The following is a 14,196-nucleotide window of genomic DNA, read 5'->3' as shown; positions in this document are numbered from 1 at the left end:
TGGCCCCGCGCGCAGCGCGCACCGCACTGACCGCCGCCGTGGGCGGCACTCTCACGGCGGCAGTGCTGGCGGGCCCGGCCCTGGCGTCCTCACCGTCGCCCGCCTGGCCCCTCACTCCCGCGGAGTCCGCACCCGCTGAGCCGACCCCGGCGGAGACCCACCGTGACGATTCCACCGGTGCGCCGGATCCCCGCTGGCCCCTCGTCGAGGAGACGGCGGCTCCGGGTGCGGACGGCTCGAGCACGGACGGTTCAGCCCGGGACGCGCTCGACCACGCCTCCGGATCGGGCGATCAGGATGCGCCCGCAGACCACCACGTGGTCGTCGCGGGCGACAGCCTCTGGCGGATCAGTGCGGACAGACTGCCCGGAGCCGCACCTGCGGAGATCGCCGCAGGGGTCCAGGAGCTCAAGGACGCGAACCGTGACGTCATCGGCATGGACGCGAACCTCATCCTGCCCGGTCAGCGACTGGTGCTGCCATGAGCCCCGCGCAGCCCACACTCACGCTCGTCCGCCCCCGCAGGACGGGTGCACCGGCGCACACCGCAGAGACGCACACAGTCCCCCCGACCGCGCTGGGTCCGACGCCCGGGGCACCGGCACGGTCCGGCGGCACACCCCGGCCCGGCCACTCGGCGCAGTCGGGCGGCGCGGCGTCCGCGGGGGCGGCGACACCGACGTCGCAGCCGCTGGACCCGCAGGACCGCCGGCTGCTCGAGTCGATGTCGCCGGCCCTCGCGACCGCGCTCGTCGAAGTGCTGGTGGGTTCGCGCGCCGCCACCAGCATCGAGAAGTGGGTCGAAGTCCCGCTCTTCGAGCGCATCCTCGAGCACGTGCGCGTGCGTGAGTCCCTGTCGCAGCGCAATCCGCACACGGACAGGCCCCGGAGCACCTCGGCGCCCCGCCTCTGCGAGGTGTCCGACTCCGTCGTGGAGATCGCTCTGGTCGTGACGACGACCCGGCGGCCCCGCGCGCTGGCGCTGCGGCTGACCCGCAGGCGCTCCCGCTGGCGTCTCAGCGACTTCCTGAGCATCTGACGCCGGCGGGAGCCCGTGCGACCCTCAGATCGTCAGGAGCCGTTCCGCTTCTTCCGCCGCTGCGCGCGGTTGGTGGGTGCGGGTGCCTCAGACTCATCGTGGGACTCAGCGGTCCCGCCCGACTCGTCCGGTGCGCTGAGGTGGAGCTGCTGCTTCTTGGGCTTCAGCTCGTCCGCTTCGACCGTCACCCCGAAGTCCGATGCCACGGCCGCGCCCAGTTGCGCACCGCCTGCGCCCACCGCGGGCTTCTCGCGCACCGTGACCTCGAGGGTGTTCGTGAGGCGGACGACGTCCTCACGGATGCCCTCCTGCATGGCGACGAACATCTCGTAGCCCTCGCGCTGGTACTCGACGAGCGGGTCGCGCTGCGCCATCGCGCGCAACCCGATCCCGTTCTTGAGGTAGTCCATCTCATAGAGGTGCTCGCGCCAGCGGCGGTCGATGACCGACAGCATGACCCGGCGCTCCAACTCCCGCGTCGCGTCCTCGCCCAGGGTCTCCTCGCGCCGTTCGTAGAACAGGTCCGCGTCCGTGAGGATCTCCGTGCGCAGGGTCTCGCGGGTAACGGATCCGCCCGCGTCCTCCACGAGCTCCTCCGCCGTGAACGACGGCGTGTAGAGCCGGCCGACGGCCTCGAAGAGATCGTCGAGCTTCCACGAGTCCGGCGGGCCCTGCGTCGCCGCCGTCACGTAGGCGTTCAGCACCTCCTCGCGGAAGTCCTGCACCTGCTGGGCCAGGTCCGCACCCTCCAGCACGCGGCGGCGCTCGTCGTAGATGACGGTGCGCTGGCGGTTGAGGACGTCGTCGTACTTGAGGACGTTCTTCCGCTGCTCCGCGTTGCGCTCCTCGACCTGGTTCTGCGCGGACTGGATCGCGCGCGACACCATCTTCGTCTCGAGCGGCATGTCGTCCGGCACGTTCGCGATCGTCATGATCCGCTCGGCGGCGCCGGACCCGAACAGGCGCATGAGGTCGTCCGTGAGCGACAGGTAGAAGCGGCTGTCGCCCGGGTCGCCCTGGCGGCCCGAACGGCCCATGAGCTGGTTGTCGATGCGGCGCGATTCGTGGCGCTCCGTACCCAGCACGTAGAGGCCACCGGCCTCGCGGACCTCCGCCGCCTCCTCCTCGACCTGCGCCTCGACGCCTGCCAGCACCTCGGGCCAGGCGGCCTCGTAGGCCTCCGGGTCCTCGCGCGCGTCCAGGCCCTTCGACTCCATCGCGGCGACCGCCAGGAACTCCGCGTTGCCGCCCAGCATGATGTCGGTGCCGCGGCCGGCCATGTTCGTCGCGACCGTGACGGCGCCCTTGCGGCCGGCCATCGCGACGATCGCGGCCTCGCGCGCGTGGTTCTTCGCGTTGAGCACCTCGTGGCGGATGCCGCGCTTCGACAGCATCTTCGAGAGGTACTCGCTCTTGTCGACGCTGGTCGTGCCCACGAGGACGGGCTGTCCGGCCTCGTGGGCCTCGGCGATGTCGTCGACGATCGCCGCGAACTTCGCCTTCTCGTGCTTGTACACGACGTCCGCGTGGTCGACGCGCTGCATGGGGCGGTTCGTGGGGATCGGGACGACGCCCAGCTTGTAGGTCGACATGAACTCGCCGGCCTCGGTCTCCGCCGTGCCGGTCATGCCGGAGAGCTTCTCGTAGAGGCGGAAGTAGTTCTGCAGGGTGATCGTCGCGAGCGTCTGGTTCTCCGCCTTGACGTCCACCCCCTCCTTCGCCTCGATGGACTGGTGCAGGCCCTCGTTGTAGCGGCGGCCCTTGAGGATACGGCCGGTGTGCTCGTCGACGATGAGCACCTCACCGTCCAGCACCACGTAGTCCTTGTCCTTCTTGAACAGCTCCTTCGCCTTGATCGCGTTGTTGAGGAAGCTGATGAGCGGGGTGTTGTCCGCGTCGTACAGGTTGCCGATGCCCAGGTAGTCCTCGACCCGCTCGATCCCGGGCTCCAGGATGCCCACGGTCCGCTTCTTCTCGTCGACCTCGTAGTCGCGCTCCGCCTTGAGGCGCTTGACGACTCGCGCGAACTCGCCGTACCAGCGGTCGGCGCCGCCCTCCGACGGGCCGGAGATGATGAGCGGGGTGCGCGCCTCGTCGATGAGGATCGAGTCCACCTCGTCGACGATGACGAAGTTGTGGCCGCGCTGCACCATCTCGTCGACCGACCACGCCATGTTGTCGCGCAGGTAGTCGAAGCCGAACTCGTTGTTGGTTCCGTACGTGATGTCCGCCGCGTACTGCGTGCGGCGGTCGTCGTTGCTCATCTGCGCCCGGATGCAGCCGGTCTCCATGCCCAGGAACCGGAAGACGCGGCCCATGAGGTTCGACTGGTACTCCGCCAGGAAGTCGTTGACGGTGATGATGTGCACGCCCTTGCCGGACAGTGCGTTGAGATAGGCCGGCGCCGTTGCGACGAGCGTCTTGCCCTCACCGGTCTTCATCTCCGCGATGTTGCCCAGGTGCAGGGCCGCGCCGCCCATGAGCTGCACGTCGAAGTGCCGCAGCCCCACGGTGCGGGACGAGGCCTCGCGCACCGCCGCGAACGCCTCGGGCAGCAGCGCGTCGAGCGTCTCGCCGTCCTCATGCCGCTGCTTGAAGCGATCGGTCTCCTCCCGGAGCTCGGCGTCCGACAGCGCCTCGAACTCGTCGGACAGATTGTTGATCGCCGTCGTGTAGGCGCGCAGTCGCTTGAGCGTGCGGCCCTCGCCGGTCCTCAACAGCTTCTCCAGCAGGTTCGCCACGATTCTCCTCAATCCCGCGCGGGTGCGCGGTCCGCTCTGTGAAGTCCGCCCCTCAGCATATCCGCCCGGGAGGCAGGACCTCGACCGTCGGGAGCTCCAGCCACTCTGCCAGTTCCCGCAGTTCCCGCTGGACCTCGTCTGTGCAGTCCTCCCCCGGCTCCATGTGGATCGCCGCCAGGAGCACGCCCTCCTCCCTGCGGGCGCGGACCGCGACCCGCGCACGCAGCGCTCCGTCGTGCAGGAACGGCATGACGTAGTAGCCGTACCGCCGCTGGGGCTCGGGCGTGTAGATCTCGATCCGGTAGTCGAAGCCGAACAGCCAGCTGATGCGCTTCCGGTTGAAGACGAGCGGATCGAACGGCGCCAGCAGGGCGGTCGCCGGGACCGCGCGCGGGGCCCGCGCCTCGTGCCAGCGCCAGGCGCGGACGCCGTCGACGGACACCTCGCGCAGCTCGCCCGTGCCCACCAGGTGCTCGATCGCCCGGCGCGTCGACGCCTGCGGCAGACGGAAGTGGTCCGCGTAGCAGTCGACGGTGCCGATGCCCACCGCGGGCCCCGCGGTCCGCACGAGTGCGATCGCGTCGTCCTCCAGGCCCGTGACACCGCGCGGGGGCCGTGCCCCGCCCGGTCGAGCCCCCATCTCCGGATCGTGGCCGGGTCCCCAAGTCGGTTTCGGGTCCGGCAGCGCGGGGTGCACGTCGGCCGGCAGCGCGAAGACCCGCTCGAACTGCGGGGTGCGCCCGGCGCACGCGACGCGTCCGGACCGGAAAAGCGCCTCCAGCGCGGACCGCGTCCGCGTGGGATTCCAGCCCCAGTGACCGCGGTCCCGCTCCGGGAGAGAGTGCGGGACGCGGTCCGCAAGCCGGCGCGCGGTGCCCGGCCCGTGCGCCAGTTCCGCGACGAGCGCCTCCATGAGTGCGCGGAACTCCGCTCCGTGCTGCGGGTCGCGCTGGCCGTAGTCGTGGACGAACCACTCCCCGCGTCGACGGTGGAAGGCCGCCACCGTCTCCGGCGCCGCGTACGCCGCCTCGTGCGCCCAGTACTCGACGCCCATGCGCGGGGCCGTGTGGAACAGGGAGTCCAGACGGGTGCGCGGGTAGGGGCCCAGGCGCGAGAAGAAGGGCAGGTAGTGCGAGCGGGTGACGGCCTGCACGGAGTCGATCTGGACGACGCCCAGACGGTCGAACACCCGCCGCAGGTGCCGCGCGTCGGGGTTCGCGGGCCGGGGCCGGTCGAAGCCGGAGGCGGCGAGCGCGATGCGCTTCGCCGCCTCCGTGCTCACCCGGGGGACCCGGACGGGGTGCGCGGTCAGGAGATCGTCTCCGAACTCTCCGGCGACAGCGACTCGTCCAGGGCGATGACGCCGTAGCTCCACCCCTTCCGGCGGTAGACGACGGACGGCTGGGACGTGTCCTCGTCGATGAAGAGGTAGAAGTCGTGCCCCACCATCTCCATGCGGTTGAGGGCCTCCTCGAGCCCGATGGGCTGCGCCGGGAAGCGCTTCTCGCGCAGGACGACCGGCGAGTCGCCCTCCGCGTGGATGCGACCGTTGGTCCGATCCTCGCCCGCGGGGACCGCATCGTCCTCGGCCTGCGGCGCGGCGGCGGCACCGTCCTGCTCCGAGGGGATGAGGGGGTCGACGACCTCCATACCGGCCAGCGCCTCACCCGTCGAGTGGCTGCGGCGGTGCCCGGTGCGCGTGACCTTGCCGCGGTCCTTCACCCGCCGCAGGCGTTCGAGCAGCTTCGCCCATGCCAGGTCGAGTGCCGCGTACTTGTCATCCGCGCTGGCCTCGGCGCGCAGCACGGGGCCTTTCTGGAACACGGTGATCTCGACGCGCTGCTCCTCCTCGCGGTTGCGGGTGTTCTCGTGGCGCAGCTGGACCTCGACGGCCTGAGCGCGGGGGGAGAGCTGTTCGACCTTCGAGACCTTCTCTGCTGCGTGGTCCCGGAAACTGTCCGAGACGGCCTGGTGACGACCCTTCACTACAACGTCCATGGTGGTTCTCCTTGGCGACTCGTCCTACGGATCGCTCCGTACCCAGGCGCTCGCTGGGTACACTCCATTGAACACCATCCGTTCACCGGGATGAAGTGCAGATCACACCGGCGCGTCACCCGCTGCAGCGGTCCTCCGACCGCCGTCCGGCGTGGCCGCCAGCACCGCGCAGCCGTGTGCCCGCACGCCGCGTACGGCCAGCGCCCGCGTGGACTCCGCCAGGGTCGCACCGGTCGTGAGGACGTCGTCGACGAGGAGGACGCGCGCGGAGTCCTGCAGCCTCTCCCAGCGCACGCCGCTCGCACCCGCGTGGGTGCCGGCGACGTTCCGACGCCGTTCCTTCGCCCCGGACCCCACCTGGTCGCGATGCCGCACGACGGTGAGCACGCGGTCGCCGCGGATGTCCACCCCGTCGTCCGCCAGCAGGCGGCAGGCCCGGTCCGTGAGGTCCCCCACCAGATCACGGCCGCGCTCGCGCACCCCCGCCGCCGAGGTCGGGACCGGCACCGCCGTCACCGCACCTCCCGCATACCCGGACTCTTCGAGCGCGGCTGCGATCGCGGCGGCCAGGAGCAGCGCGGCGACGGGCAGCACGTCCGTCCGTCTGCGCGTCTTGAGGGCCACGACGACCTCGCGGAGCGTCCCCGTGTACGCACCGGCCCCGGTCACCGGCAGCAGCCCGTAGCGGGGGACGACCGTGACGGGTGCCGGCTGGAGACGGGTGAGACAGCGGCCGCACAGGCTCACGGTCTCCACCCCGCAGCCGGCGCAGGTCCGCGGCAGCAGCAGATCGAGCAGTTCCTCGCCCCTCCCCCGCAGCGCACGGGCGAGGCCGCGTCCGCGCCGCCGGGAGGTCGCCATCAGCCGGGGTACGCGGGGTCGTGCACCACGAGATCGACGTGCTTCTGCCAGGTGTCGGCGCTGAACGAGTAGAGCTCGCCGGCACTCGTGCTCAGGCGGATCGAACGCGCGTCCGAGGTCGCGGTGATCGATGAGCCGCCCGGGACGTCCCCCAGCGAGTCGGCAGGACCGGACACAGGCGCGACGTACGGCTGGGCGTCATCCGCCTGCGCCTCCGCCGCCAGGATCACGAGGCTGTCCGATCCGGCCCAGGACAGGTCGCGGATCGAGTCGAAGCCGGCGCCCACCCACTGAGGCTCGCCCGCCGACACCCCGGTGGGGACCCCGTCGACGCCGCGCACGATCCCGATCACATCGATCCGGGTGGCACCGCGCGCCGTCTGCGAGAGGACTGCCAGCTGCGTGCCGTCGCGGGACACCTGGACTGCCTCGACCGTGCGCTCGGACAGCCACGGGACCGTGAGGTCGATGGCGTCGCCGGACTCGAGGAACACGAGGACCTCACCGGTCCCGCCCTGTTCGCGCTGAGCCGACCAGACGCTGCCGTGGAGGTCGAAGCTGGGTCCGGCCAGGCCGTCCTCCTCCGCGCGCAGCACGGCGTCCCCCCCGCCGTCCGGCAGGATCCGGTGCAGCTCCTCGCCGTCGGAGGCCAGGTACGCATAGGTCGAATCGTCCAGTGAGACCGCAGGATCGGTGGGCGAGTCCCCCAGTTCCGGCAGGTCCGGGATGGGGTCCAGCCTCGTCTCGTCCAGCCGTGCCAGGGTGCCATCCGCGATGACGACGGGCGGAGCGTCGACGCGCACGCCCACTGCGGCGCTGTCGCCGGGGTCCGACGTCAGCGGGCCGGCCGGCGTCGTCACCTCGACCGCGTTGGTGGAGGACAGGCCCCGCAGCGTCGTGGAGATCTGGTCGAGCATCCTGCCACGGGTGTCGTCGTCCAGGCCCTGCGCGGACTCGTCGAGGCCCACCTGCGCGATCCCGTTCGAGACGGTGACGGAGCGCGGGTCCAGATGTGCTCCGTCCGGCATCGCCGTGATGACCGCACCGCTCAGACGGTCCGCGGGCCCCGCCAGCAGCTCCGCCATCACCTGCGTCGCCGTGGTGGACGAGCGGATGAACCAGCGGGTGTCGGGGACCAGGTGCTCGTAGCCGGGGGTGAAGAAGTAGAGCGGATAGGAGTCGAAGACGGTCGCGAACGACGACGCGGTCAGGACCAGACCCTGGGGCGCCGAGGAGATCCGCCATTCCCCGTTGACCTGCCGCAGGGAGAAGTCGCGGTCGACCTCCGTGTCGTCCCGCTCCTCGCGGTAGACCCGCTGCGAGTCCAGGGTCGCGTCCACGGGAAGCGACATCGAGATGCTCTGCTGGTCGGAGGACACCTCGGAGGTGATGGTGTCGAAGTCCGCGCCGCCCGGCATGACGACGACACTGGACTCCGGCTCCCAGTCCTTCGCGAAGTCGTCCGTGAGGAAGGACCGCGCGACGGCGAAGTCGTCCGCGTGGCCGGCCCCGGCCGCCAGGAAGCCGCGGACGATCGAGTTGGGGTCCGCCCCCTCGATCGGCCCCTCGGGCTCGACCTCGGACTGTACGCGCTGCGCCTGGTCCTCGACGCTGATGACCCCGGTCTCCCCGTTGGACGGGATCGACGCGCAGCCGCTCAACAGCAGCAGCGAGCCCAGCATCAGCGCCACCGCCCGTCCCGTGCGCGGGAACTCACGCATCGTCGTCCTCCTCGTGTCCGGTCGAACCCGCGGACGTCGCCCGCGGCCGAGGGCCCGTCCCCTCGGGATCGGGGGCTCCGGCGATCGTGCCCGTCTCGACGACGATCGGGATGCTGCCGGTCTGGATGCGCATCGAGCCGTCGGAGGTGGGCGGCCCCGCGACCAGCGCGGACCGCGGTCCCGCGTCCGCCGGCGGCAGCGGCAGGGGCGAGGTCGCGATCGTCTGACCCTTGCGGCGCGGGATCGTGAGGCGGAAGCAGGACCCCTCACCCAGCTCGCCCCACGCCTGCAGCCAGCCGCCGTGCAGGTGCGCGTCTTCGAGCGCGATCGCCAGACCCAGGCCGGAGCCGCCCAGTGTGCGCTTGCGCGACGGGTCGGCGCGCCAGAAGCGGTCGAACACGTGCTCGACCTGGTCCGTGCTCATCCCCACACCGTGGTCGCGGACGCTCACGGCCGCGCCCTCCGCGTTCGCGCCGATGTGGACGTCGATCGGCTGCCCGTCTCCGTGCTCGATCGCATTCACGATGAGGTTCCGCACGACACGCGTGATCCGCACCCGGTCCAGCTCCGCCATGACAGGGGTCGCGGGGGCGTGCACCCGCAGGGGCGTCTTCGACCGGTCGGCGACGACCTGCACGGTCTCGACGACTCCGGACACGATGTCGCGCACGTCGTGCGGCCGGGTCACCAGCTCCGCCGCGCCCGCGTCGTAGCGGGAGATCTCGAGGAGGTCGCCCAGCAGCTGCTCGAACCGGTCGACCTGGGAGTTGAGCAGCTCCGCGCTGCGGCGGGCGGACTCGTCCAGCTCGTCGCGCACCTCGTAGAGCATGTCGGAGGCGATGTGGATCGTGGTGAGCGGCGTGCGCAGCTCGTGGGAGACGTCGGAGACGAACTGGCGCTGGAGAACGGTGAGCCGCTCCATCCGCGTGATCTGCTCCTGCATGCTGTCGGCCATGTCGTTGAAGCTCTGCGCCAGCTGCGAGATCTCGTCGCGGCCGGTCACCGGCATGCGGCGGTCCAGGTCGCCGTCCGCGATCTCGCGCGCGACCTCCGCCCCCGTCCGCACGGGTGTGACGACGAGGCGGGAGACCAGCAGGCCCACCGCTCCCACGAGCACGACGAGCACGACACCGGCGACCATGGCCGCGCGTGTGACGAAGTTGAGCGTCGCCTGCTCCTCGGAGAGGTCCGCCACCACGTAGAGCTCGAACTGTCCGGCGCCGGAGACGGACACGGGCTGCACCATGACGAGGCCCGGCACCTCCGTCCCCTCGCCCAGATCGATCGAGAGGTATCGCTGCTGGTCCACGACGGTCTCCGCCACCTGCTGCCGGAACGACTCCGGCAGCTCGTCCACGTGCGGAGCGCCCAGCGTCGTGTCCAGCACGGTGATGGGTTGGACGCGGGAGTTCTCGTCGCGCGGCTCCAGGCTGATCGAGCGCAGCGGCGACGGCGAGCGGGAGTACATGCTCTGCAGCTGCACGTTGAGCGCCTCGCTGAGATCGTCCTCCGCCGCGATGGACTCCAACTGCCCCACGTAGGTGCTGGTCTGCTCGGACAGTGCGGACAGCTTCGACTCGAAGAGACCGCGGGAGATCACCTGCGTCATGTAGGTCCCCACGCCGAAGATCGCGATGAGGGTGAGCAGTACCGTGAGCACGACGATGCGGACCTGCAGCGAGCGCGAGAACAGGGAGACGAGCCATCGCGTGAGGTCGACCAGTCCGCGGCCCACCGCAGAGAGGACACCCACCGATGCCGGGGGCCTCCTCATCCGCGCCCTGCGCACAGCGGGGTCATGTCTGCGGTCCCGCCTTGTAGCCCACTCCGCGGACCGTCACGACGATCTCCGGGTTCTCCGGATCGCGCTCGATCTTCGACCGCAGCCGCTGGACGTGGACGTTGACGAGGCGGGTGTCCGCCGCGTGGCGGTACCCCCACACCTCCTCGAGCAGGACCTCACGCGAGAACACCTGCCAGGGTTTGCGGGCCAGCGCCACGAGGAGGTCGAACTCCAGCGGGGTGAGCGAGATCGGCTCGCCCGCACGCGTCACCTGGTGACCTGCGACGTCGATCGTGACATCTGCCACCTGCAGGACCTCCGGGGCCGCCGGCTCGAGCATGCGCAGGCGCGCCCGGACGCGGGCGATGAGCTCCTTGGGCTTGAACGGCTTGGGGACGTAGTCGTCCGCCCCCGCCTCCAGGCCCGCGACGACGTCCACCGTGTCCGACTTGGCGGTGAGCATGATGATGGGGGTGCCGGCCTCCGCACGGATCTCGCGGCACACCTCCAGCCCGTCCTTGCCGGGGAGCATGAGATCGAGCAGGACGAGGTCCGGTCGGACCGCGCGGAAAGCCTCGAGGGCGCCGTCGCCGGTCGCGCAGAACTCGGGTTCGAAGCCCTCGCTCTTGAGGACGATTCCGATCATCTCCGCCAGCGCCGTATCGTCATCGACCACCAGGATGCGTGCATTCATGACGCCCATTGTTCCAAACCTCCCGGACGCAGGTGCGGAGGACTCGCCCCCGAGCCCCCGCAGTCCGTGCCGCAATGCCCGCACCGGGCCACTGAGTCACTGCGGCGGACTCGTGGCAGGATGGTCGGGTGACCCGCAGCCGCAGTGAGACACCGCAGCCCCGGAGGTGCCCGTGACCGCTCCACCGCACCCCGCGGAGGACGTCCGCGCCGCACCGCACGGACCCGTCCTGGGGACGGGCTCCGCGTGGGGCACGGAGGTCGACTGGAGGTCCGGATCGCTGCGGCAGCGCACCGGCGGCCGGCCCACCGCCCAGTGGCAGCCGGCGCCCCAGCCGGGCACGCTGCCCAAGCGACCGTTCACCTTCTTCGAGGTCATGGACGGAGGATTCCGACTGCTGCGCTTCAGCCCCGGTGCGACCTTCGGCATCTCGATGATCGTCTGCACGCTGCTGACCCTCGTCTCCGTGCTGATCGTCGCCGTCATCGTCATGGGCAGTCTGGGACTCCTCCAGCGACTCGCGGAGAACCCGGAGGCGGGGCTGGGCCTCAACCTCGTCGTGCAGACCGGCTCGGTGGCGGTCTCGCTCCTGGCCCTGTCACTCGTGCTTCTCCTCTCCGCCTTCGCCGCCGTCGCGGCGGACAGGGCCGTCGCACGCGAGCGCATGCGGCTGTCCGAGGTCTGGCGGATCCTGCGCGGTCGTCGCCTGCGCCTCGTGGGGCTCACCGCGCTCGCATTCGCCGGTCACCTGCTCCTCCTGGGCATCTGCCTGCTGCCCGGCACCCTCCTGGTCCTCGCCTCCCCGCCCTTCGGCGTCGTGCTCGCGACACTGGGCGTCCTCGTCTGGATGGCCGCGACGGTGTGGCTGTTCACCAGGGCGTCCCTGGCCGGCGCCGCGATCGCGGTCGAGGACCTGGGCGTCATCGCCTCGCTGCGGCGGTCGTGGGATCTGACCCGCGGCGGGTTCTGGCGCTCGACGGGCCAGTACGTAGTGTCGTACCTGCTCTCCTCGCAGGTCATGGGACTGCTCATGACCCCGCTGCTCATCATCGTCATGGTGGGCTTCGTCCTCATCGGCGTCCTGCTGAGCCTCGACAGCGGCACCGCCGCGATGTCCTTCCTCATGTTCGGCCTGACGATCGGGATGGGGCTGGCCGTCGCCGCGATCACGATCGGCATGACCGCCCTGCTCTACTCCTACCTGAGCGGCGTCGTCGCGATGGTCTACCTGGACCGCCGGATGCGCCGCGAGGGCTACGACCTCGTGCTGCTGCGCCGCGCGGAGCTCGACGAGGCCGCCGCGCGCAGGGACGCGGACGCGTTGCCGGTCACGCAGCAGACGATCGATCCGGCTCACCGTTCGCCGCAGGAGTCGGCCGCATGAGCGGTGCAGCGGACTTCGCGGCGCAGCCCAGCCGCGACGAGGGTCAGCAGTGGGCGCGAGACGAACTGTCCGACCCCGTCTACCAGGATGCGGACCTCACCCTGTTCGAGCGGATCGGACGGGCGATCGCTGACTTCTTCGACGACCTCGGGCAGTCCGTGTCGTCGATCGACTCCCCGATCCTCTTCGCCGTCCTCCTCGTCGTGATCCTCGCGGCGGTGGGTCTCATCATCTGGTGGGCCCGCCGGGGCGCGGGCGTCCGCCTGGAGCCCACGGCACCGCGGACGGCCGTGTTCCGCTCGGAGCTGGATCCGCGGACGCTGCGCGACGCCGCACACGCTGCGGCGGAGACGGGCGACTGGCGCGTCGCCGTCCAGGAGCTGGTCCGGGCGGTCTTCGCGGATCAGGCCCACGCGCAGCGCATCTCGATCGACCGCGCGTCGACGGCGCAGGACCTCGCGACCGCGTCCGCGGAGGCTCTGCCCGCCTCCGCTGAGTCCTTCACCGCGCTCGCGGCCCTCTTCGACGAGGTGTCCTTCTCCGGCGCGCGGGTCGCACGCGAGGACTGGGAGTCGTGCCGAGCACTCGACGACCGCATCGCAGGTCGCGTGCGGACGGCGGGAGGCGACGCATGAGCGCGCAGACGGACGTCGCGATCCGCGGCACCCGTTCGGCCGGCGGTCCGGGCTTCCGGCAGCGCGCCGGGGGCCTTGCGCGCTCGGCGGCGCTCTGGGTGATCGCCGCGATCCTGCTGCTGCTGGCGGGCATCGTGACGGTGCTGGTGCGCGGCGGCGAGAACACCGCGACGCTGCATTACGAGTCGACCGGCGAGGACGGCGGACATGCCTTCGTCGAGGTGCTGCGCGACCACGAGCGGGACGTCACGACGACGGAGCGCTACCTGGACGCCGCGGGCGCCGTCGACGCGGGCGGGACCGTGCTCATCTACGCGGACGGGTACGCGCTCACGGAGGAGGCGATGACGGACCTGTCCGACCGGGCGCGGGAGTCCGGCGCGCACCTCGTCCTCATCGACCCGCAGTACAGCGTCGAGACCTGGACGGACGCGCTGCTCTTCGACATGCTGAGCTCCGGCGACCAGCAGGCGTCCACCCTGGCGCCGGGCTGCTCCGCGACAGTGCCGTCCACAGCGGGGACCGTCACGAACCCGGGCATCGGAGAAGAGTACTTCGCGACCGTCTCAGAACCCCAGGACTCCGTCTTCTGCTACTCCGCGGATCCTGACGACCCCGCGCCGCACGGCATGTTCGCGAGCGTCCCCCACGGCGAGGGCACGCTCACGGTGCTGTCGCAGGAGTGGCTCATGAACAGCACGATCCACCTCGAGGGCCACATGTCGCTCACCGCGGGCGTCCTCACCCCCGCGGACCCCATCACCTACTACTACCCGGTCGAGCGCGACCAGCCCCGCGCGGACGACGACACGTCCCCCGGTGGGAACGCGGTCTGGCTCTTCCCGCAGTGGGCCGTCGCGCTCCTGCTGTGGTCCGTCCCCGTCGTGGTGGTCGCGCTGCTGGTCTACGGCCGGCGGATGGGTCCGCTGGCGATCGAGCCGCTGCCGGTCGTCGTCCCCGCCGCCGAGACGGTCCGCGGCCGCAGCGCCCTCCTCCAGCGGGCGGGCGGACGGGCCGAGGCCCTGCGCGACCTGCGTGCCGCGGCCCTGGTCCGCCTGGGCCGTCGCCTCGCGCTCCCGCCGGACACACCCGCCGCCGAGGTCTCCGCCCGTGCCGCTGCCGCCGCCGGTCTCGATCCGGCCTGGACCGAGGAGGTCCTCCTCACGGAGGTCCCGCACGACGACCCGTCGCTCATCCGCATCGCCATCGACATCACCACCATCGAGAGTGAGGTCCACCCCCTATGACCGTTCCTCCGCAGCACCCCCACCAGCCGGGCCAGCCGCAGCAGCCCGATCAGGCTCAGCAGCCCGGTCAGCCGCAGCAGCCGGGTCAGCCGG

The 14,196-nt window shown here is 71.3% G+C and carries 12 protein-coding genes; 5 read left to right on the top strand and 7 right to left on the bottom strand.

Translation table 11 applies throughout. The annotated features are described in order from the left end of the window. A partial coding sequence (locus HGBR_RS17435) for a LysM peptidoglycan-binding domain-containing protein (RefSeq protein ID WP_019159195.1) occupies positions 1–485 on the top strand: 485 nt, incomplete at its 5' end. Next, on the top strand, positions 482–1,039 hold the full coding sequence (locus HGBR_RS09945) for an Rv3235 family protein (RefSeq protein WP_019159194.1): 558 nt from the start codon (positions 482–484) through the stop codon (positions 1,037–1,039). The genes HGBR_RS17435 and HGBR_RS09945, both read left to right, overlap by 4 nt. A 32-nt stretch (positions 1,040–1,071) precedes the next feature. Here HGBR_RS09945 and secA read toward each other — a convergent pair whose 3' ends face one another. From secA to mtrA, 7 genes are all read right to left on the bottom strand, one after another. Further along, positions 1,072–3,780 (bottom strand): preprotein translocase subunit SecA, encoded by a 2,709-nt coding sequence (gene secA, locus HGBR_RS09940; RefSeq protein ID WP_019159193.1) that lies wholly within the window; start codon positions 3,778–3,780, stop codon positions 1,072–1,074. 52 nt (positions 3,781–3,832) lie between these two features. After that, positions 3,833–5,062: a winged helix-turn-helix domain-containing protein gene (locus HGBR_RS09935; protein ID WP_019159192.1), complete on the bottom strand. Its 1,230-nt coding sequence runs from the start codon at positions 5,060–5,062 to the stop codon at positions 3,833–3,835. A 26-nt stretch (positions 5,063–5,088) separates the two neighbouring features. Beyond that, entirely contained in the window at positions 5,089–5,778 is a 690-nt protein-coding gene (hpf, locus tag HGBR_RS09930) for a ribosome hibernation-promoting factor, HPF/YfiA family (RefSeq protein ID WP_026077498.1), read from the bottom strand. Between the two features lie 102 nt (positions 5,779–5,880). Then, positions 5,881–6,639 (bottom strand): ComF family protein, encoded by a 759-nt coding sequence (locus HGBR_RS17430; RefSeq protein ID WP_019159190.1) that lies wholly within the window; start codon positions 6,637–6,639, stop codon positions 5,881–5,883. After that, complete coding sequence (locus HGBR_RS09920; RefSeq protein ID WP_019159189.1) at positions 6,639–8,360, bottom strand: LpqB family beta-propeller domain-containing protein; 1,722 nt, start codon at positions 8,358–8,360, stop codon at positions 6,639–6,641. The genes HGBR_RS17430 and HGBR_RS09920 overlap by 1 nt, the downstream gene beginning before the upstream one ends. Continuing rightward, positions 8,353–10,113: an MtrAB system histidine kinase MtrB gene (gene mtrB / locus HGBR_RS09915; protein ID WP_245533322.1), complete on the bottom strand. Its 1,761-nt coding sequence runs from the start codon at positions 10,111–10,113 to the stop codon at positions 8,353–8,355. Before mtrB ends, HGBR_RS09920 begins: the two co-directional genes overlap by 8 nt. A 43-nt stretch (positions 10,114–10,156) precedes the next feature. Then, a complete protein-coding gene (gene mtrA, locus HGBR_RS09910) occupies positions 10,157–10,837 on the bottom strand; it encodes an MtrAB system response regulator MtrA (protein ID WP_026077497.1) in 681 nt (226 codons plus the stop codon). 172 nt (positions 10,838–11,009) lie between these two features. Between mtrA and HGBR_RS17425 the strand changes: the two genes are divergently transcribed. The 3 genes from HGBR_RS17425 to HGBR_RS17420 are packed head-to-tail and all read left to right on the top strand — an operon-like array spanning position 11,010 to position 14,103. Further along, complete coding sequence (locus HGBR_RS17425; RefSeq protein ID WP_019159186.1) at positions 11,010–12,221, top strand: hypothetical protein; 1,212 nt, start codon at positions 11,010–11,012, stop codon at positions 12,219–12,221. Beyond that, complete coding sequence (locus HGBR_RS09900) at positions 12,218–12,856, top strand: DUF4129 domain-containing protein (protein WP_019159185.1); 639 nt, start codon at positions 12,218–12,220, stop codon at positions 12,854–12,856. The genes HGBR_RS17425 and HGBR_RS09900 overlap by 4 nt, the downstream gene beginning before the upstream one ends. Next, positions 12,853–14,103 carry a DUF4350 domain-containing protein gene (locus tag HGBR_RS17420; protein ID WP_019159184.1) on the top strand — a complete coding sequence of 417 codons (1,251 nt, stop codon included), beginning with the start codon at positions 12,853–12,855 and terminating at the stop codon, positions 14,101–14,103. Before HGBR_RS09900 ends, HGBR_RS17420 begins: the two co-directional genes overlap by 4 nt. Positions 14,104–14,196 lie beyond the last annotated feature (93 nt).

This window comes from Brevibacterium senegalense, from assembly GCF_000285835.1.
Classification (GTDB): domain Bacteria; phylum Actinomycetota; class Actinomycetes; order Actinomycetales; family Brevibacteriaceae; genus Brevibacterium; species Brevibacterium senegalense.
The sequence above is the reverse complement of the archived record's forward strand: the minus strand, read 5'-3'. Positions and strand labels throughout refer to the sequence as shown.

Excerpts from the sequence above, each read along its gene's own strand:
- HGBR_RS09945 (WP_019159194.1), top strand. The coding sequence starts at position 482 with ATGAGCCCCGCGCAGCCCACACTCACGCTCGTCCGCCCCCGCAGGACG.
- hpf (WP_026077498.1), bottom strand. The coding sequence starts at position 5,778 with ATGGACGTTGTAGTGAAGGGTCGTCACCAGGCCGTCTCGGACAGTTTC.
- HGBR_RS17430 (WP_019159190.1), bottom strand. The coding sequence starts at position 6,639 with ATGGCGACCTCCCGGCGGCGCGGACGCGGCCTCGCCCGTGCGCTGCGG.
- HGBR_RS09920 (WP_019159189.1), bottom strand. The coding sequence starts at position 8,360 with ATGCGTGAGTTCCCGCGCACGGGACGGGCGGTGGCGCTGATGCTGGGC.
- mtrA (WP_026077497.1), bottom strand. The coding sequence starts at position 10,837 with ATGAATGCACGCATCCTGGTGGTCGATGACGATACGGCGCTGGCGGAG.
- HGBR_RS09900 (WP_019159185.1), top strand. The coding sequence starts at position 12,218 with ATGAGCGGTGCAGCGGACTTCGCGGCGCAGCCCAGCCGCGACGAGGGT.
- HGBR_RS17420 (WP_019159184.1), top strand. The coding sequence starts at position 12,853 with ATGAGCGCGCAGACGGACGTCGCGATCCGCGGCACCCGTTCGGCCGGC.